Here is an 18,402-nt window from a genome sequence, read left to right on the forward strand (position 1 = left end):
CGCGCAGGCGTCCGAGCCCGGCGCGGCGGCCAACCGCGCCAGACCCGCGCTTTCGCCTTCGCGGGCAATGGATTTCAAGCAGTGCCCGCTGAAGTACCGGTTCCGCGCGATCGATCGGATCCCGGAGCCGCCGTCGCGGCACGCGGTGCGCGGCACGGTGGTGCACGCGGTGCTGGAAGACCTCTACGGGCTGCCCGCGGCCGAGCGCCTGCCCGAACGGGCCGACGCGCTGGTGCCCGCGGCGTGGGCGCGGGTGCGCGCCGACCGGCCGGAGGTCGCCGAGCTGATCGTCGACGAGGAACTCGACGCGTTCTTCGCCGAGGTGCGCGCGCTGGTGGGACGCTACTACCGGCTGGAGGATCCGACCCGGTTCGATCCGGAATCGCGCGAGGCGCACGTGGAGGTCGAACTCGACGACGGCGCGCTGCTGCGCGGGTTCGTCGACCGGATCGACGTCGCCCCGAGTGGTGCGCTGCGGGTCGTGGACTACAAGACCGGGCGCGCGCCCGGGCCCATGCAGGAGACCAAGGCGCTGTTCCAGCTGAAGTTCTACGCGCTGGTGGTGCTGCGCACTCGCGGCCTGGTGCCCGCCCAGCTGCGGTTGATCTACCTGGCCGACGAACAGATCCTCACCTACACCCCCGATGAGCAGGAGTTGTCCCGCTTCGAGCGCACACTGTCGGCTCTGTGGACGGCCATCCTGGAGGCGGGCCGCACAGGGGATTTCCAGCCCAACACGAGCTGGCTGTGCTCCTACTGCGATTACAAGCCGCTGTGCCCGGAATTCGGCGGCACGCCCCCGCCCTACCCCGGCTGGCCCACCGGCGGTGCGGCGGAATCACCGGACGAGACGCTGGCCGAGGCGGTGTCCGACTGAACGGTCGACCCGTATGCAGCAGGTCGGTCCGACGGTGGTGCCGTGTGCGCGGAGACGGGCGCGGCCACACGTACCGCCCGACAAGGCCGCGGCGTCGTGAACCCCGCGCCATGGAGAACGCCTTGCCGCCGATTTCTACCGGGTACCCGACCGAACCGGGGAGTGGCCCGGCATCGCCGATGCGGTTTCGGCGAACAACCTCCGCGAACACCCGAGCACAGGCCCGGGTACGGGATCTTCCGGCACCGTACCCGGGCGTTGCGCTCAGAGGGTGAAGTCGCGGAACAGCAGGACCGAAAGTCCAAGGCCGACAGCCAGGTTGACGACCGCCGCGGAACCGAACACCACGATCGGCCGCCAGCCCGCCTCGCGCAGTCCGCGCAGCGAGAACTCCAGGCCGATCGAGACGAACGCGAGGATCAGGAACCAGGTGCGCAGATCGTTGACGATCGCGATGTGCGCCGTGCCCGACTTCTTGTCCACGGCCTGCAGATACAGCGTGCCGATGATCGAGGCGGCGACGAAGCCGAGCACGAACTTCGGGAACCGCTCCCAGAACTGGCGCGCCGACGGCCGCACGGCGCCGGGTGAGCGCTCGACGCGCAGCGTGAAGTACGCGGTCAGGGCGATCGCGACGACGCCGATCAGCGCGTTCTGCGTGGTCTTCACAATGGTGGCGATCTGCAGCGCCTTCTCCCCCGCGATGGCGCCGGAGGCCGCCACCGCCGCCGTGGTGTCGATATTGCCGCCGATCCAGGCGCCCGCCACCGCGTCCGACAGCCGGAACACCTCCGCCAGCCAGGGCAGCAGGAAGATCGACGGGAGCGCGAAGAGGATCACCAGCGAGGCGGCGTAGGCGATCTGCTCGCGGCGCGCCTGCACCGCACCCGCGGCGGCGATGGCCGCGCTGACGCCGCAGATCGACACCGCGGAGGACAGCAGCGCGCGCAGCTTGTCGTCCAGGCCCAGCCGTCCGCCCAGCCACCAGGTGAAGCCGAAGACCGCCGTGATCAGCAGCAGCGCTTGGAGAATGGACGGACCCGCGGCGGTGACCAGGATTTTCAGGTTGATCGACGCGCCGAGTAGCACCACGCCCGTCTTGATGAAGAACTCGGTGCGGAATCCCGCCGAAAGCCGATCGCGCAGAGCGAGTTTGCCGAGCACGACATTGCCGATCAATCCGATCGCGATGGCATACACCGGGTATTCGATCGACTTGGCGACCCGCTTGACGGGGGTGTCCGCCGCCCACTGCGGGACGTGGGTGTCGAAGTAGCGGGTGAGCGCGCCGAGCACGAGCACGACCGCGACGCCCGCCGCGACGGCTCCCGCGGTCGGCCGCGCCACCGCCTGCACCGCCGCGGTTTCCGACGACGGCACCTCCGAACGCGCCGCCGCGTCGGATTCGTTCTCCCGCAATACTTTCGGTTCGTTCGCCGCTCCGGCGCCTTTCTCGGACATCACGGCACCAGCCAGTCCGGGATCACGCCGAGCAGCACCAGCGCGATCAGGATCAGGCCGACGATCGCGGCCAGCCAGTCCTCGTTCCAAGTGAATGTGCTGCCCGAGCTCTCCTCGGGTGATGGCTGTGACACGGGGCACTCCTTGCGTTCCTCATCGAGAGGCCGCACGGTAGCAACACCTGGTCACAGCGCACACCGATTGCGCTCAGCGTGAATGAATCACGCGAACCGGACGATTCCGGCGTTCAGAATGCGCGGCAGGAGCGAATGTCTGTGGCCAGGATGGCTTTCGCACCCAGATCGGCCAGCTTGTCCATCAGCTCGTTGCTCTGCTTCCGGGGAACGAGCGCGCGCACGGCGACCCAGCCGGTGTCGGCCAGCGGAGCCACCGTCGGCGACTCCAGTCCGGGGGTGATGACGAACGCCTCGTCGAGCAGGTCCTTGGGGCAGTCGTAGTCGAGCATCACGTACTGCTGGGCGAACACCACGCCCTGGATGCGGGCGACGAGCTGGTTGCGCGCCCGGTCGCTCTGATCGGCGTCCTTGCGTTCGACGAGCACACCCTCGGAATCGCACAGCGACTCCCCGAAGGCGACCAGGTTGTGCTGGCGCAGGGTGCGCCCGGAGCCCACCACGTCGGCGATGGCGTCGGCGACGCCGAGCTGGATGGAGATCTCCACCGCACCGTCCAAGCGGATCACCTCCGCCTCGATGCCGCGGCGGCGCAGATCGCTCAGCACCAGGTTCGGGTAGGAGGTCGCGATGCGCTTGTCGTAGAGGTCTTCGACCTTCCACTCCCGTCCGGCGGGGGCCGCGTAGCGGAAGGTGGAGCGGCCGAAGCCGAGGGCGAGCCGCTCCTGCACCGGCGCGCCGGAATCCAGGGCCAGGTCACGCCCGGTGATGCCGAGATCGAGTTCACCGGAACCGACGTAGATCGCGATGTCCTTGGGCCGCAGGAAGAAGAACTCGACTTGATTGGCCGGGTCCAGGACGGTCAGGTCACGCGAGTCGGTGCGCTTGCGGTAACCGGCCTCGGCCAGGATGGAGACGGCGGATTCGGACAGGGCGCCTTTGTTGGGGACTGCGACGCGCAGCATGGGGAGTCCTTTCGGGAGGAGAAACCGGGAATCGGACGGCCGTCACAGATGTCGGTACACGTCCTCGAGCTTCAGCCCGCGGCCCACCATCAGCACCTGCACCCAGTACAGCAGCTGGGAGATCTCCTCGGCGAGCGACTCGTCGCTCTCGTGTTCGGCGGCCAGCCACACCTCACCGGCCTCCTCGAGCACCTTCTTACCCTGGGTGTGCACGCCTGCGTCCAGCGCCGCAACGGTTCCGGACCCCTCGGGGCGGTTGACCGCACGATCCTGCAGCTCGGCGAACAGGGATTCGAAGTTCTTCACGAGGAGCCATTGTTTCAGACCCGGATGCGGGCCTGTTGCTCCGGCCCACGATGGCCACCGATGCCGACCGCCCGGCTCTCCACCCGTTCGAGGTGCGCAAGAGCCGGGCGGGACGCGACTAGTTGCCGGAGAGCAGCGCCGTCAGATCCGCCACCGCCGTGCGCAGGTGGTCGGCGAAGGCGTACATCTGGTCGGCGACCGGCTTCGGCGTGGCCAGGTAGATATTCCAGCGGTCCGGGAGCAGGACGTAGGCGACGCCGATGCACCGGGAGCTGGTGGAGCCGAAACCGAAGTAGCGGATGTTCACCGACGGCGCCGAGCTGGTGCTCAGGTAGTCGTCACGCATGATGGTCCAGCCGGGGCTGTCGTAGAGCGGGATCGGATCGGTGACGCCCAGTTCCGCTCCGCGGCGGCGCTGGATCCATTGCAGCTCCCACAGGTGCTGCTCGGGCGCGTCCCCCGCCTGGCACTGCTTGGCCCGCTCCACGTGCGCGGCCGCCGCCGCGCGTGCCGCGGCGAGCTTCATCGCGGCGTCGGCGGACGGGTCCTGCATGGTGTCCACGAAGGCGATCATCTCCGGGGTGACCACCCGCATGGCCTCGGTGCGGCCGTTGCGGTACTGCCTGGTCGCGATGGACTCGTAGGTGGCGCCGGTGAGTCCCTTGCTGCGCCGGTGGGCGAGCTGGTAGCTCAGCTGCGCGAACGCGTCCGGTGAGATGCCCAGCTGCTTGGCGCGGGTGGTCCCGAAATCCGGGAAGGACACCGTCTGGGTGGCGTTCTCGGCGGCATAGCGGGCGAAGTCGGCGCCCGCCGCGGCGATGTCGGCGCGCTGCGCCGCGTCGAGGACGAACTCGATCGGCTCGACCGGGGGCAGCCCTTGCGCCTGCGCGCCGGAGCGGGTGGCGTGTTCGGCCACGGGGGTTTCCAGCAGGGTGTCCACGAACGACAGGATGGTGGTGCCGTCCAGTCCGCAGTGCTCGACGTTGATGCCCGCCTGCCCGTCGCCGAAGACGATGAACGACACCGATTTGTCGAACCACCGGTTCGCGCTGTCCCCGTGCAGCAGTTGATCGCAGGCGTGCAGTTCGTCGCGCGGAGCGAAGTCCTCGAGACAGATGGCGAACAGCGCGGTCTCGACGGTGTCCAGCGCCGCGGCGTTCGCGGGCTCGGCGAGCAGCCGCTGCCTGCTCTGCGCCCATTCGGCGCGAGCCTTCGTCGTCAGATGTCCCACCGCGCTGTCGGTGCGGGCCGGGCGCGCGCCCGCCTTCAGGACCGCGCGCAGCCCGTCGGCGAGATCCTCCGGCGAGTAGGGCGCCCCGTCCGGGCCGATCACGTCCATCCGGAACATGCCGCCGCGGAAGAACACCACGATGTGCCGGGCGTCCGAGGGGCCGGGCCACTCGTCGCTGTAGGGCACCCGCACCGAGTCCTGCTCGGCGCCGGGAATCCTGGTCTCGGAGAACAGGTACTTGTTCTGCCACATCGACAGCTGCTGCCCGCGCTGGGTCACCGGCGGGATGGCCTCCTGGTCGAGGGCCAGCTTGTAGCCCACCGCGGCGGAGATGATGCCGGCGGCGCGATCCACCTGAGTCGCGGCCGTGGAGGTGGCCAGCGGCGTGTCGTCCCGGAACAGGAAGAAGAAGTTCGCGTTCAGCGCGATCCGGTCCCGCCGGCCCAGATACCGCGACGGCCAGAACAGATCCAGCCAGCTGCCGACTCCGGGTGTCGCGTCGTACTCCGCGAGCGCCGCGTGCAGGACGCGGCCCGGCCCGTCGGCGCGCAGCAGGTCGTCGACCGCTGCGCGGGTGGCGGCGAGTTCGTCGGCGGTCAGCAGCGGCTGGCACCACTGCAAGAACCGGCCGCAGCTGTCCTCCAGCGTCGGCAGGGGCACCCTGGGTAGGTGGTCGTCGGCGGCGAAGGTGCGTTCGGTCAATGCGGATCCTCGGTGTCGGCGTGATGTTTCGGCAGCGGCCTGGACACGTACAGGGTGGCATACAGCCACCCCTGGTCTTCCCGGCCGGTGGTGTCGATCCCATTGGCGGACAGGGTGTTCAGCACTCGCGCCTGCTCGGCCTCGGAGGCGAACCTGCGCTGCTCGTACAGCCCCGGCGCCTGTTCGGTTCGGTAGCCGAGCGCGGCGAGTTCCGCCGCGATCGGAGCGAAGTCGAACATGCGCAACACGAAGTGTGCCATCCACGGCCGCCTGCGCGGGTGTGCCGTGGCCACGCGGGTCAGCGTCTTTTCGGTGACATATCCGATGCAGCCGGTGGAGACCACCAGATCGGCGGTGGCCAGCAGCGCGCGCTGCTCGTCGGTCGGCTCGCCGGACTCCAGGTCGGCGTGCACCACGTCGTGCACCAGCCCGGCCTCGTGCGCGTAATCGAGCGCGGGGCGGGCGGCGTCCATGCCGACGAAGCGGACGTCGGCCGGTCCGGCACTCGCCGCCAGCCGGGCGCGGTCGCGCTGGATCAGACCGGCTCGGTCGCAGCGGGCGTCGGCGTAATGCTCGGCCAGGTCGCCGATGGTCGTGTCGAAGCGCAGCAGCGCGGCGTTCACGCCATAGGAGCAACCGATGTCCAGCACCGTCGGTGTGGTGACCCGCGCGGAGGCGCGGTACTCCCGGATCTGCTGTTGGAAGAACGGCTTCGCCAGGTCCGGAATGCGGTAGTCCAGATCGGACATGCGCGCGTAGTAGGCGCGCGGATCAGGGCGGTCGTAGATGTCGTCGAAAGACGCTTTCCCGGTGGTGTCTAACGGCACTGGCACTTGTCGGTCCTCTCGGGTCGAGCTCGGTCAGTCGAGCCGTTCGGCTCAGTCGAGCAGTCGATCGCCCCGGACAGCGTCGGCCGCGGCGGCTAGGTGGTCGGGTAGCACGCGGCCGAAGAGCTGCCGGGTACGCTCCACCGTGCCGACCATTCCGGGGCGATCGGTGTAGGCGAAGATGGCCGAATGGCGCTGGCGCGCACCGCTGACGGGTGAGACGCGGTGCAACGAGAAGCGACCGCGGAACAATTGCAGGTCGCCCGGACGCAAGTCGAGCCGCTGGACGAAACGGTCACCGGAGCCGGTCAGCACCGCCCGCACGTCATCGAGGTTCTCCGCCTCGGGTGTGCGGATGTTGGGGCAGTATTCGAAGACGCCACCGCTCTCCGCCGGCTGGGTCAGCATGGAGACGGTGAATTCGTTGGTGTCGAAATGCCAGGGATGCGACATGCCCGGCGCGACGACGTTGAGGCACAGTCCCGCGAGGGGATCGGCGAACTCGTGCAGCTCGGACAGGCCGAAGCAGTCGGCGACGAACCGCTGGAACAGCTCGTCGGTGTAGAGGCGGTGGATCAGCGCGTCGGCGGGGATGCGGTCGCGCGGCACGAACGCGTTGCCGCGCTCGAGCACGATCCGGCCCGGATGATCCTGCGGCAGTTGCGTATCCAGCGGAATGTTGTACGCGTTGACCTGCTCGACCTCGTAATACGCGTGCGGGGCCATCTGCTCTCCCTGCGCCCGCAGGGTGTCGGTCAGCTCCGGCCGGATGAAACCGCGCAATACGGTGCAGCCGCTGTCGGCCAGGTCCGCGCGGGCGTCGCGCACCACGGCACGCAGACCGGGACCGTCCGGGTCCGCCAGAGGAAACCGTGCGGTATCTACGATCTCGTCGAGTACGCCCAACGCTGCCATGGCGTCATTTTGGTGCAGCGCCCGCCGACACGCCCGAGATTCGGCGAGATTGCCGGTGATCACCGTCACACGTACTATCTGCGCGCACTCACGTTGCGGCACAGTAACTCTCGGCCGCTGGAACGATTCAAACGCGCACGCGTAACGTCTTTTCGAGGTCGCCGACGGTCAGCCCGACCAGCGAGTCGCGGAATACCCTCCCTCGCGCCGGGGGCACCGGAACCTCGCACGGAACCACTATCAGCGCGCAGCCCGCGGCCTGGGCCGCGCGCGCACCGGTCGGCGAGTCCTCCACCGCCACACAGTGTTCCGGGTCGAGGTCGAGCAGCTCCGCGGCGCGCAGATAGACGTCCGGCTCCGGCTTGCCGTGCGCCACCTCGTCGCCGCACACCGAGACATCGAAGAAGTCGCGACCGAGGGTGTCGAGCCCGAATTCCGTGAGCGACCGCTTGGTATTGGTGACCAGCGCGCTGGGCAGACCGGCCGCGCGAACCATGGCCAGCGCGTCCTTCGCGCCGGGCCGCCACGGGATGGGGCCGGTCATCAACTCGGTCACCCGCTGCTCCAGGAACTCCCCCGCCGCCCGCAGCGAGGCCGGGGTCGGCTCGATGCCCAGACCGGTGAACATGATCCGCAGGGCGTTCGGGCCCGACGCGCCGATCAGCGCGTGCCGGATCGCGTCGGTCATCTCGTGGCCGTGCTCGCGCGCCAGTTCGCGCACCGCGATGTCCCAGAGTTTTTCCGAATCGAGCAGCGTGCCGTCCATGTCCCAGAGCACTCCGGCCAGTCGCGCTGTCACGTTCGGTGTCTCTCCTCTGCTCAGGTGCCCGATGCGGCGATTTGCAGCTTGGCACTGTCCCCGACGACCTCGATCCATCGGTTCTCCGAGGTCGTCGTGCCGTTGTTCAGGGTATAGGTCAGTGCGACCACCGCCCGATTCGCGCCGCTCTGCGTGACCGAGCCCACGCGGACGGAACGGATCGTGCCCCAGAAGCGCACATAGGAGTCGTAGCCGGTCTGCGCCTGGTAGCCGGGCGACAGCTGGGTCCATGCGCCGGAGACGTTGGCGGGCAGCATGCCGTAGTAGCCCTGGATGAAGGAGGCGATCCGGTCCGGCGTCGGCGGGCCGGACTGGGTGGTGGTTCCGGTCGCGGTCGGGCCGGTCGTGGTCGACGGGGCGGGCGGTGTCGTGGCCTGGGGCGAGGGAGTCGGCGTAGGTGAAGCGGAGCTCGGTCCGGGCGTGGGGGTCGCCGGGGGCGTCGTGGCCGGGGCGGGTGGGGCTGGCACGGCCACGGAGGTAGGCGTCGACGCGGGCGTGGGCACGGCCGTAGCAGGCGCCGGAGCCTGTGCCGGGGCTTGCGCCGGAGCCTGTTGCTCGCCCGGCGCGGCCGCATCGGCCGACGGCGAACTCTCGGCGGCCACACCGGGAAGCACGACTGCCGATGTCGGTGTGGCGCCATCTCCCTCGCGGTTCCCGGCGTTCACCGTCGCGACGATTCCGGCCAGGATCAGCACCCCCACCACCGCCGCGGCGGCTACGGCGAGCATTCGGCCGCGGTTGGACCCGACCAGGACGCCCGGCAAGGTCGCGGCCACGCGGCCTTGCGCCGGGATCGGGGGGCGTTGGGCGGCAACCGGCTGCGGCGCGGGCGGACCCATGATCGCGGCGGGCACGACCGCGGTGGCGCCGGTGTCGCTGGACTTCTCGGTCGACGCGGTCACGGTCCGTTGCGGCAGGACCGTCGTCGCGGCCGTGCCCGGGGCGGGCATCACCTTGGTCACCGGCGCGGGCAGCTCCGGATTCCGCCCGGCGGCAACGGCTTCCAGCGCCTCCTTCGCCTCGTGCATGGTCGGCCTTGCGTCGATGGTCGGAGCGAGCAAGCGCATCAGCACCGGAGCGAGCGGGCCCGCGGACTCCGGCGGCGGGACCTCGGCCCTGGCCACCGCGTGGAGCAGCGCGAGCGGGTTGTCGCCCTCGCCGAACGGCGGGCTGCCCTGCACCGCCGCGTACAGGGTGGAACCGAGAGCGAAGACGTCGGAAGCCGGTTCGGGATTCTCGCCGCGCGCCACCTCCGGCGACAGGTAGGCGGGTGTGCCGGCGAGAAAGCCGGTGGCCGTGACGGTCACGTCGCCGACCGCGCGGGAGATGCCGAAATCGGTGATCTTCACCGTGCCGTCGTCGGCGACCAGGAGGTTGGCCGGTTTGACGTCGCGGTGCATGATGCCGGCGTCGTGGGCGGCGGCCAGGGCGCTCGCGGCCTGTGCGCCGATCTTGGCGACCTCCAGTGGAGGCAGGGTGCGGTTGCCCGACAGCTTGGCCGCCAGGCTCGGCGCGTCCAGATACTCCATGACCAGCCATGGCTGGCCGTCTTCCTCGGCGACGTCGAAGACGGTGATGGCGTTCGGATGGTGCAGACGCGCCGCGATCCGGCCCTCGCGCATGGCGCGCAGCTTCGCCTCCAGCGCCGCCGACCCGGACAGTCCGGGACCGAGCAGCAACTGCTTGACCGCCACGGTGCGCTGCAACCGCACGTCGGTGGCTCGCCAGACCACGCCCATGGCGCCGGTGCCGATCGGATCCGTGAGCCGGTATCGTCCCGCGATCAATCGATCCGCCGTCATCGTGGTGTGCCTCTCCTACTTACGCGCCAAGCCGTTCCGCACTCCGCGCGTAAGCCCCGGAGAAATCTCCGAAACACGTACGCGCCGAGGTGTTTTGCACCACCGAGCAGAGACGCGAACGCATCCGCCGACTGCTCCGGATGCAGTTACAACGCCTTCGACAATGGCACATCCACCCGACAGACATCCACCTACCCGCGCCGATATGGGCGATCGCCCAGGTCAACACCGCGCGCCCGCGCCCGGCGACGCGCCGTCCGGGTGCGCGCATCCGCACCGGATACGACATCCGACCAGGTAGCAAAGGACCTTCCCGCGGCCTATCGGGTGGCAGACGGCCGACACCATGGACGACCGCCCGACCGAGAACACCCCGGAACCGTGTCAGGAACGGCGATCCCATCAACCGATGACATCGCCTGCTCACACGATCGAAGGCCCGTCGACCCCGAGGCGAGTTCCGATGGATACAGCACCGGCCGATCGGCACCCACGCAGCGATGCCCTCGCCGTAACAGCCCAGACACTGCCGCACAGCCGACCCGGCTCGTCCTCCGAGTAGGCAGGCGGCAGGCCTACGCCGACAACCGGTTCAGGCGTTGAAGTACTTCGCCTCCGGATGCAGCAGGACGAAGGCGTCGGTGGATTGCTCCGGATGCAATTGCAGCTCTTCGGACAGGACGACGCCGATGCGGTCGGCCTCGAGCAGGTCCACCAGCTTGGCGCGGTCTTCCAGATCGGGGCAGGCGCCGTAGCCGAAGGAGTAGCGCGCGCCGCGGTAGCCGAGTTTGAAGTACTCCAGCACGTCGGCCGGATCGGATTCGGCGACCGCGTGGCCTTCCAGGACGAGCTCCTCGCGGATGCGGCGGTGCCAGTACTCGGCGAGCGCCTCGGTGAGCTGCACGCCGATGCCGTGCACCTCGAGATAGTCGCGGTAGCTGTCGCCCGCGAACAGCTCGTTGGCGAAGTCGGCGATCGGCTGGCCCATGGTGACCAGCTGGAACGGCAGGACGTCCACCTGGCCGATTTCCTTGGCGTAGGCGCGCGACCGGATGAAGTCGGCGATGCACAGGAACCGATCGCGCTGCTGGCGCGGGAAGGTGAACCGATACCGTTCCGGCGCATCGGGATGCGGTTCGGTGAGCACGATGACCTCGTCGCCTTCGGACACCGCGGGGAAATAGCCGTACACCACCGCCGCGTGCTGCAGCACGCCCTCGGTGCTGAGCCGGTCCAGCCAAGCGCGCAGACGCGGCCTGCCCTCGGTCTCCACCAGTTCCTCGTAGCCGGGCCCGTCGCCGCCGCGCTGCCCGCGCAGGCCCCACTGCCCGAGGAACAGCGCCCGCTCGTCGAGCAGGCCCGAGTACTCGTGCAGCGCGAGACCTTTCACCACGCGCGTGCCCCAGAACGGCGGCACCGGCACCGGCAGGTCCGCCGCGACGTCGGAGCGCTCGGGTACCACGACGGGCACCTCGGCCGCCCTGCGTTCCGCGGCGATCCGCTTGGACCTCTCGTGCCGCGCCTTGCGCTCGGCGGCTTTCTCCCGCTCGGCGATCGCCTCCGGGCTGTCCGGGTCGGGGCCGCCGCCGCGCTTGCGGGTCATGATGTCGCCCATCAGCCGCAGGCCTTCGAACGCGTCGCGCGCGTAGTGCACGTCGCCCTCGTACACATCGGTGAGGTCGTTCTCCACGTATGAGCGGGTGAGCGCCGCGCCGCCGAGCAGCACCGGGAACTGCCCGGCCACGCCCTTGGCGTTGAGTTCCTCGAGGTTCTCCTTCATCACCACGGTGGACTTCACCAGCAGGCCGGACATGCCGATGACGTCGGCCTTCTTGTCGATCGCGGCCTCGAGGATGGTGGAGATCGGCTGCTTGATGCCGAGGTTGACCACCTCGTAGCCGTTGTTCGACAGGATGATGTCGACCAGGTTCTTGCCGATGTCGTGCACGTCGCCCTTGACCGTGGCCAGCACGATGCGGCCCTTGCCGCTGTCGTCGGTCGCCTCCATGTGCGGTTCCAGATACGCGACGGCGGCCTTCATCACCTCGGCGGACTGCAGCACGAACGGCAGCTGCATCTGGCCGGAGCCGAACAGCTCGCCGACCGTCTTCATTCCCGCCAGCAGGGTCTCGTTGATGATCTGCAGCGGCGGCACCTCGGTCATGGCCGCGTCCAGATCGGCCTCCATCCCCGCCCGCTCGCCGTCGACGATCCGCCGCTCCAGCCGCTCGAACAGCGGTAGCGCGGCCAGTTCCTCGGCCCGCGACGCCTTCGACGACGACGTGGACACGCCCTCGAACAGCGCCATCAGCTTCTGCAGCGGGTCGTAACCCTCGGCGCGGCGGTCGTACACCAGATCCAGCGCGGCCTGGCGCTGTTCGTCCGGAATCCGGCTGATCGGCAGGATCTTCGACGCGTGCACGATCGCGGAATCCAAACCGGCCTCCACGCATTCGTGCATGAACACCGAGTTGAGCACCTGCCGGGCCGCCGGGTTGAGACCGAAGGAGATGTTGGACAGACCCAGCGTGGTCTGCACCGCCGGATGGCGGCGCTTGAGCTCGCGGATGGCCTCGATGGTCTCCAGGCCGTCGCGGCGCGACTCTTCCTGGCCCGTGCCGAGGGTGAAGGTCAGCGTGTCGATGATGATGTCGCTCTCCGACAGGCCCCAGTTGCCGGTGATGTCGGCGATCAGCCGCTCGGCGATCTCCACCTTCTTCGCCGCGGTGCGGGCCTGGCCCTCCTCGTCGATGGTGAGCGCGACCACCGCGGCGCCGTGCTCGGCGACCAGCCGCATGGTCTGCTGGAAGCGCGACTCGGGGCCGTCGCCGTCCTCGTAGTTCACCGAGTTCACCGCGCAGCGCCCGCCGAGATGTTCCAGCCCGGCCTGCAGCACCGCGGTCTCGGTGGAGTCGAGCATGATCGGCAGCGTCGAGGCGGTGGCCAGCCGGGCGGCCAGCTCGGCCATGTCCTGGGCGCCGTCGCGGCCAACGTAGTCGACGCACAGGTCGAGCATGTGCGCGCCGTCGCGGGTCTGGTCCTTGGCGATGTCCAGGCACTTCTGCCAGTCGCCCGCCAGCATCGCCTCGCGGAACGCCTTGGAGCCGTTGGCATTCGTGCGCTCGCCGATCATCAGGATCGAGGCGTCCTGCTCGAACGGCACCGCGGTGTACATGCTCGATACGCTCGGCTCGTGCACCGGGTCGCGACGCTCGGCGATCGGCGGCAGCGTGGGCTCGACCTCGCGCAGCGCCGCGGTGACCTGACGGATGTGCTCGGGCGTGGTGCCGCAGCAGCCGCCGACCAGCGCAAGCCCGAATTCTGTGACGAACCCGCGCAGCGCGACCGCCAGCTCCTCCGGGGTGAGCGGGTACTCCGCGCCGTTGGCGCCGAGCACCGGGAGTCCGGCGTTCGGCATCACCGAGACCGGCACCCGCGCGTGCCGGGACAGATGCCGCAGGTGCTCGCTCATCTCGTCCGGGCCGGTGGCGCAGTTCAGGCCGATCATGTCGATGCCGAGCGGCTCGAGCGCCGTGAGGGCGGCGCCGATCTCACTGCCGACCAGCATGGTGCCGGTGGTCTCCACCGTGACGTGCGTGATGATCGGGATCCGGCGGCCGAGCTCGGCCATCGCCCGCCTGCTTCCGGTCACCGCCGCCTTCACTTGCAGCAGGTCTTGGCAGGTCTCGATGAGGATGGCGTCGGCGCCGCCGTCCAGCATGCCGAGCGCGGCCTCGGTGTAGGCGTCGCGCAACGCGGCGAACGGTGCGTGGCCCAGTGTCGGCAGCTTGGTGCCCGGGCCCATCGAGCCGAGCACATACCGCGGCGTACCGTCGAAGGACGGGCCCATCTCGTCGGCGACTTCGCGGGCCAGCCGGGTACCGCGCTCGGACAGGTCGCGGATCCGGTCGGCGATGTCGTAGTCGGCGAGGTTGGACAGGTTGCAGCCGAAGGTGTTGGTCTCGACCGCGTCGGCGCCCGCCTCGAAATAGGCGCGGTGGATCGAGCGCAGCACGTCGGGCCGGGTTTCGTTGAGGATCTCGTTACAGCCCTCCAACCCGCGGAAATCGTCCAGGGTCAGATCGGTGGCTTGCAGCATGGTGGCCATCGCACCGTCGCCGATGACGACACGGCGGCGCAGCGTGTCGAGTAGCGTGGTGTCGAACTCGGCGGGGATGGACGCAGACATGCGTTCCAGCGTAGTGGGCAGGCCGGACAATCCAGGCCACCCCGTCGAAGCGTGGTGTCCTGTACCACAGTGGTCGTGCCGCCATGTCCGCCCCAGGCGAGGCGAACACAGCACCGATCCCACCGGCATACGGCACGCCGGGTCGACGAACGCCGTAGGCTGACCGAGTGAACGCCAGTGAAACTCCCGATCCGGAACTGCCGACGTTGCGGGATCCAGTACTGGTCGCCGCCTTCGAGGGCTGGAACGACGCCGGGGACGCGGCCAGTGGCGCCGTCGAACATCTGGAACTGATCTGGGACGCCGAACCGTTGGCCGAACTCGACTCCGAGGACTACTACGACTATCAGGTCAACCGGCCGACGGTACGCCAGGTGGACGGTGTGACCAGGGAAATCCAGTGGCCGTCGACGATGCTGTCGGTCTGCTCGCCGCCGGGCAGCGATCGTGACGTGGTGCTGCTGCGCGGCATCGAACCCAATATGCGCTGGCGCAGCTTCTGCGGCGACCTGCTGGAGTTCATCGAACAGCTCGGGGTGCAGACCGTCGTCATTCTGGGCGCGCTGCTGGCCGACACCCCGCACACCAGGCCGGTGCCGGTGACCGGCTCGGCCTACAGCAAGGAGGCGGCCGAGCGGTTCAATCTGGAGCAGACCCGCTACGAAGGCCCCACCGGGATCACCGGCGTGCTGCAGGACCAGTGTGTGAAGGCGGGGGTGCCCGCGGTGTCGTTCTGGGCCGCCGTTCCGCACTACGTCTCCCAGCCGCCCAATCCGAAGGCGACCATCGCGCTGCTGCACCGGGTCGAGGACGTGCTCGACATCGAGGTCCCGCTGGGCGAGCTGCCCAAGCAGGCCGAGGACTGGGAGACCGCGGTGAACGAGATGACCGTGGGCGACGACGAGATCAGTGAGTACGTGCGTTCGCTGGAGGAGCGCGGCGACGCCGCGGCCGACGTGAACGAGGCGATGGCCAAGATCGACGGCGACGCCATCGCGGCGGAATTCGAAAAGTACCTGCGTAGGCGGGGTCCGGGCAGCTTCGGGCTCTGAGCTCTCCGGCCGCGGCGGCCTCGGCTCGCGCGGCCGCACGCTCCGTTCACCGGAAGTTCGCCAGGGGGCCGCCTTCGGAGCGGAAAGCGGCCGCCTCCTACACTCTCGCCGGTGACCGTGCTCCCGATCGTCGCGCATCTGCGCAGCTTCGACGACCGGATCGCCGTCCACTGCCCCCATTCGGATGCGGCGAACGCGGTCGCGGCGCAGCCGATGCCGCAAGCAGCGCAGCGAGTCACCTACGCTCGCCTCGCCACGCTCGTCGAGGACTACGCGACCGAACTCGGACCGGGCCGCCGCCTCGTCGCGCTCGCCGCGCGCAACGATCTCGCCTCGCTCGTGGCGTATCTGGGCGCCCTGAGCGCCGGATGCGTCGTGCTGTTGACCGGAGAGATCACTGCGGAGTTGCGGGCGACCTACGATCCGGACGTCGTCATCGAGGCGGGCCGTGCCGAAGTGGTCCGGGAGAGCTCCGCGCATCGCCTGCACCCGGAGCTCGCGTTGCTGCTCAGCACGTCGGGTTCCACCGGGTCACCGAAGCTGGTCCGGCTCTCGGCGACGAACCTGCGGGCCAACGCCGCCGCGATCGCCGAGTACCTGGCGATCGGCCCGGGCGACTGCGCGGCCACCACGCTGCCGATGTACTACTGCTACGGCCTCTCGGTGGTGCACAGTCATCTGTTACGCGGCGCGAGCCTGCTCCTCAGCGACCGGTCGGTATTGGACACGGAGTTCTGGCGCGCGTTCCGCGACTGCCGCGCAACGTCGTTCGCCGCCGTCCCCTACACCATCGACCTGCTCGACCGCATCGGGTTCGTCGGCATGACGCTGCCGCACCTGCGCTATGTCACCCAGGCGGGCGGCAGGCTCGCGCCGGATCGGGTGCGCGAGTACGCCGCGCTCGGCCGGCGATCCGGCTGGGATTTCGTCGTCATGTACGGCCAGACCGAGGCGACCGCTCGGATGGCCTATCTGCCCGCCCATCTGGCGACCGAGCATCCCGACTGCATCGGAATCCCGATTCCCGGCGGAGAATTCACTCTCGAACCGATCGAAGAAGACCCGGACGGGACCGGCGAGCTGATCTATCACGGCCCCAACGTGATGCTGGGCTACGCCCGATCCGCCCGGGATCTCGCCCTCGGCCGCACGATCGGCTCGCTGCGCACCGGTGACCTCGCCCGCCGCACCCCGGAGGGGCTCTATCAGGTGGTCGGCAGACGCAGCCGATTCGCCAAGATCTTCGGCCTCCGCATCGATCTGGAACGCCTCGAATGCCGCCTCGCCGCCGCCGGATTCACGGCGTGCTGCACCGATGACGACGCGCACGTGATCGTCGCGGTCGAGAACCCCCGATCCGATCCCACCGAGATCGCGGCGCGACTGGCCGGGTTGCCCGCCGCGGCGGTCCGGATCCTTCCGGTCGAGCGGATCCCGCGGTTACCCAATGGCAAACCCGACTACCCGGCTATCCGGCGATCGGCCGAACCCGCACAGCAGACGCGCGACGTACGCGCCCTGTACGCCGCGACCCTCGGCATCGACCCCGCGCGGATCCGGCCGGACCGCACGTTCGTCGATCTCGGCGGCAACTCGCTGACCTATGTGACCACCGCGGCCCGGCTGGAGCGCATGCTCGGACACCTGCCCGCCGACTGGCCGAACACGTCCGTGGCGGAGCTGGAACGGATTCCGGAGAGGCGCAGGCGCTTCGGACGTGCGCTGGACACCGGAACGCTGCTGCGCGCCGTCGGCATCGTGCTGATCGTGGGATCGCACGCAGGCGCGTTCGTGCTGTGGGGCGCGGCGCATGTGTTGCTCGGCGTCGCGGGATTCAACTTCGCGCGCTTCGCGGTGACCGCGGCACCGCCCGCCGAGCGACTGCGCCACACTCTGCGCACCGTAACGTCGATCGCGGTACCGACGGCGGCCTGGGTTGCGCTCACCCTGGTGTGCAGTGATTACTACGGCTGGCAGAACGTGTTGCTGCTGAATAAGGTCCTCGGCCCCCGCGACAGCCCCACCGCAGGGCACCTGTGGTTCCTCGAGGTGCTCGTATACTTCATGCTCGCCGCCGCGCTGCTCATCCGGATCCCCTGGGTGGACCGTCTGCAACGGGCCGACCCGTTCTGGTTCGCGATGACGCTGGTCGCGGTGAGTCTGGTGTTCCGTTACCAGGCGTTCGGCCTGTATCCGGCGAAGGATGTCCCGTTCTCCCCGCTTGCGGTGTGGCTCTTCGCGCTCGGCTGGGCGGCGGCGAAGGCGAGTTCGGCGTGGCAGCGGGTCGCGGTCAGTGCCGTCGTACTGGTCACGGTGCCGGGGTATTTCGGCGTTCCCGATCGGGAAAGGCTGGTCATGGCGGGTCTGCTCGCGCTGGTGTGGTTGGCCGCGATCCGCGTTCCCGCCATCGTCGCCGCCTGCGCCGCTGTGCTGGCCGATAGCTCGCTGTTCGCCTATCTGCTGCACTGGCAGGTGTACCCACTGTTCGGTCGGTACCACCTCATGGCGCTGCTCGCATCTCTCGCGGCGGGTGTGGCCGCGGCCAAGGGGGTGGCGATACTGCGGCGATGGGGATCGAGGAGATTCCGGGCAATCCGGTCGAGCCGGTCAGCTCTCCACGGTCCAGACCCGAGCCGCGGCCTCCTGAGCGAGTTTCGCGATCAGGATGTCGCGCGGAATGGTCTGGCCGGCAAAGTGATCGAGTGAGGGAACCACCACGTGGTGCGCGTCGGCGCGCTTGAGTTCCGCGGTGAGCTCCGCCAAGGCCGTCCCGTCACCCCCGGTCGATTCGTGGAACGTCGCGGCGAAGCAGAGCCCTTCTTCGCGAGCGAGGCTGCTCATCGCCGCCTCCAGCTCTTTGCTGTGGCCATCGGCCAGATCGTCACGCAAGTATCCATAGATCAACGCTTCCACCCGAACCTCCGTTGGATTGGGATCGCTGTTCTCTGAAGTGGATCCACCCGTTCTACGGGGTTACTGCGCTTCGTGCAAGAGCAGATGTACTTGCAGTTGCTCTGGCGCGGATGCCTGGCAAACTTTCCGCGTCGATGTCAGCATGCACCATGCGGCAGCGCGAATCGAGCTGTCAACCCGATGACATCTGTCTGCCCTATCGGGGCCA

The 18,402-nt window shown here is 69.1% G+C and carries 14 protein-coding genes; 3 read left to right on the top strand and 11 right to left on the bottom strand.

Features of this window, described 5'->3' with window-relative positions; all coding sequences use genetic code 11:
* The first annotated feature begins 67 nt into the window (after positions 1-67).
* Positions 68-877, top strand: coding sequence for a RecB family exonuclease (locus ON34_RS14310; protein WP_245548033.1), 810 nt, complete (start codon positions 68-70; stop codon positions 875-877).
* Between the two features lie 264 nt (positions 878-1,141).
* Here the strand turns inward: ON34_RS14310 and ON34_RS14315 are convergent, their stop codons facing one another.
* From ON34_RS14315 to metH, 10 genes are all read right to left on the bottom strand, one after another.
* On the bottom strand, positions 1,142-2,338 hold the full coding sequence (locus ON34_RS14315) for a YeiH family protein (RefSeq protein WP_083889425.1): 1,197 nt from the start codon (positions 2,336-2,338) through the stop codon (positions 1,142-1,144).
* On the bottom strand, positions 2,338-2,472 hold the full coding sequence (locus ON34_RS38100) for a hypothetical protein (protein ID WP_281032450.1): 135 nt from the start codon (positions 2,470-2,472) through the stop codon (positions 2,338-2,340). Before ON34_RS38100 ends, ON34_RS14315 begins: the two co-directional genes overlap by 1 nt.
* A gap of 113 nt (positions 2,473-2,585) precedes the next feature.
* Positions 2,586-3,437 carry an ATP phosphoribosyltransferase gene (gene hisG / locus ON34_RS14320; protein ID WP_040779589.1) on the bottom strand — a complete coding sequence of 284 codons (852 nt, stop codon included), beginning with the start codon at positions 3,435-3,437 and terminating at the stop codon, positions 2,586-2,588.
* A 42-nt stretch (positions 3,438-3,479) separates the two neighbouring features.
* Entirely contained in the window at positions 3,480-3,761 is a 282-nt protein-coding gene (locus ON34_RS14325) for a phosphoribosyl-ATP diphosphatase (protein WP_174372036.1), read from the bottom strand.
* 100 nt (positions 3,762-3,861) lie between these two features.
* Positions 3,862-5,676 (bottom strand): choline/carnitine O-acyltransferase, encoded by a 1,815-nt coding sequence (locus ON34_RS14330; protein ID WP_040779591.1) that lies wholly within the window; start codon positions 5,674-5,676, stop codon positions 3,862-3,864.
* Positions 5,673-6,509 carry a class I SAM-dependent methyltransferase gene (locus ON34_RS14335; RefSeq protein WP_174372035.1) on the bottom strand — a complete coding sequence of 279 codons (837 nt, stop codon included), beginning with the start codon at positions 6,507-6,509 and terminating at the stop codon, positions 5,673-5,675. Before ON34_RS14335 ends, ON34_RS14330 begins: the two co-directional genes overlap by 4 nt.
* Before the next feature lie 45 nt (positions 6,510-6,554).
* Positions 6,555-7,418, bottom strand: coding sequence for a HalD/BesD family halogenase (locus ON34_RS14340; RefSeq protein WP_040779683.1), 864 nt, complete (start codon positions 7,416-7,418; stop codon positions 6,555-6,557).
* 127 nt (positions 7,419-7,545) lie between these two features.
* A complete protein-coding gene (locus ON34_RS14345; RefSeq protein WP_040779596.1) occupies positions 7,546-8,217 on the bottom strand; it encodes an HAD family hydrolase in 672 nt (223 codons plus the stop codon).
* A 20-nt stretch (positions 8,218-8,237) separates the two neighbouring features.
* Positions 8,238-10,040: a serine/threonine-protein kinase gene (locus ON34_RS14350; RefSeq protein ID WP_040779599.1), complete on the bottom strand. Its 1,803-nt coding sequence runs from the start codon at positions 10,038-10,040 to the stop codon at positions 8,238-8,240.
* A 592-nt stretch (positions 10,041-10,632) separates the two neighbouring features.
* On the bottom strand, positions 10,633-14,229 hold the full coding sequence (gene metH / locus ON34_RS14355; protein WP_085997077.1) for a methionine synthase: 3,597 nt from the start codon (positions 14,227-14,229) through the stop codon (positions 10,633-10,635).
* Positions 14,230-14,396: 167 nt separating this feature from the next.
* Here metH and ON34_RS14360 point away from each other — a divergent pair, with 167 nt between their 5' ends.
* Together ON34_RS14360 and ON34_RS14365 are read left to right on the top strand one after the other, a co-directional pair.
* Positions 14,397-15,281, top strand: a complete 885-nt coding sequence (locus tag ON34_RS14360) for a PAC2 family protein (protein ID WP_040779604.1) — start codon at positions 14,397-14,399, stop codon at positions 15,279-15,281.
* A gap of 117 nt (positions 15,282-15,398) precedes the next feature.
* Positions 15,399-17,987 (top strand): AMP-binding protein, encoded by a 2,589-nt coding sequence (locus ON34_RS14365; protein ID WP_373291920.1) that lies wholly within the window; start codon positions 15,399-15,401, stop codon positions 17,985-17,987.
* Here ON34_RS14365 and ON34_RS34600 read toward each other — a convergent pair.
* The gene (locus ON34_RS34600) at positions 17,889-18,194 is read right to left on the bottom strand and encodes a hypothetical protein (RefSeq protein WP_067475793.1); all 306 of its coding nucleotides are present in this window, start codon (positions 18,192-18,194) and stop codon (positions 17,889-17,891) included. The genes ON34_RS14365 and ON34_RS34600 overlap by 99 nt on opposite strands.
* Positions 18,195-18,402 lie beyond the last annotated feature (208 nt).

The organism is Nocardia pneumoniae NBRC 100136 (assembly GCF_000308755.1).
Classification (GTDB): domain Bacteria; phylum Actinomycetota; class Actinomycetes; order Mycobacteriales; family Mycobacteriaceae; genus Nocardia; species Nocardia pneumoniae.

Bases quoted from the DNA above. Each gene is read 5' to 3' on its own strand.
- ON34_RS14310 (WP_245548033.1), top strand. From the start codon at position 68: ATGGATTTCAAGCAGTGCCCGCTGAAGTACCGGTTCCGCGCGATCGAT.
- ON34_RS14350 (WP_040779599.1), bottom strand. From the start codon at position 10,040: ATGACGGCGGATCGATTGATCGCGGGACGATACCGGCTCACGGATCCG.
- ON34_RS14315 (WP_083889425.1), bottom strand. From the start codon at position 2,338: ATGTCCGAGAAAGGCGCCGGAGCGGCGAACGAACCGAAAGTATTGCGG.
- ON34_RS14340 (WP_040779683.1), bottom strand. From the start codon at position 7,418: ATGGCAGCGTTGGGCGTACTCGACGAGATCGTAGATACCGCACGGTTT.
- metH (WP_085997077.1), bottom strand. From the start codon at position 14,229: ATGTCTGCGTCCATCCCCGCCGAGTTCGACACCACGCTACTCGACACG.
- hisG (WP_040779589.1), bottom strand. From the start codon at position 3,437: ATGCTGCGCGTCGCAGTCCCCAACAAAGGCGCCCTGTCCGAATCCGCC.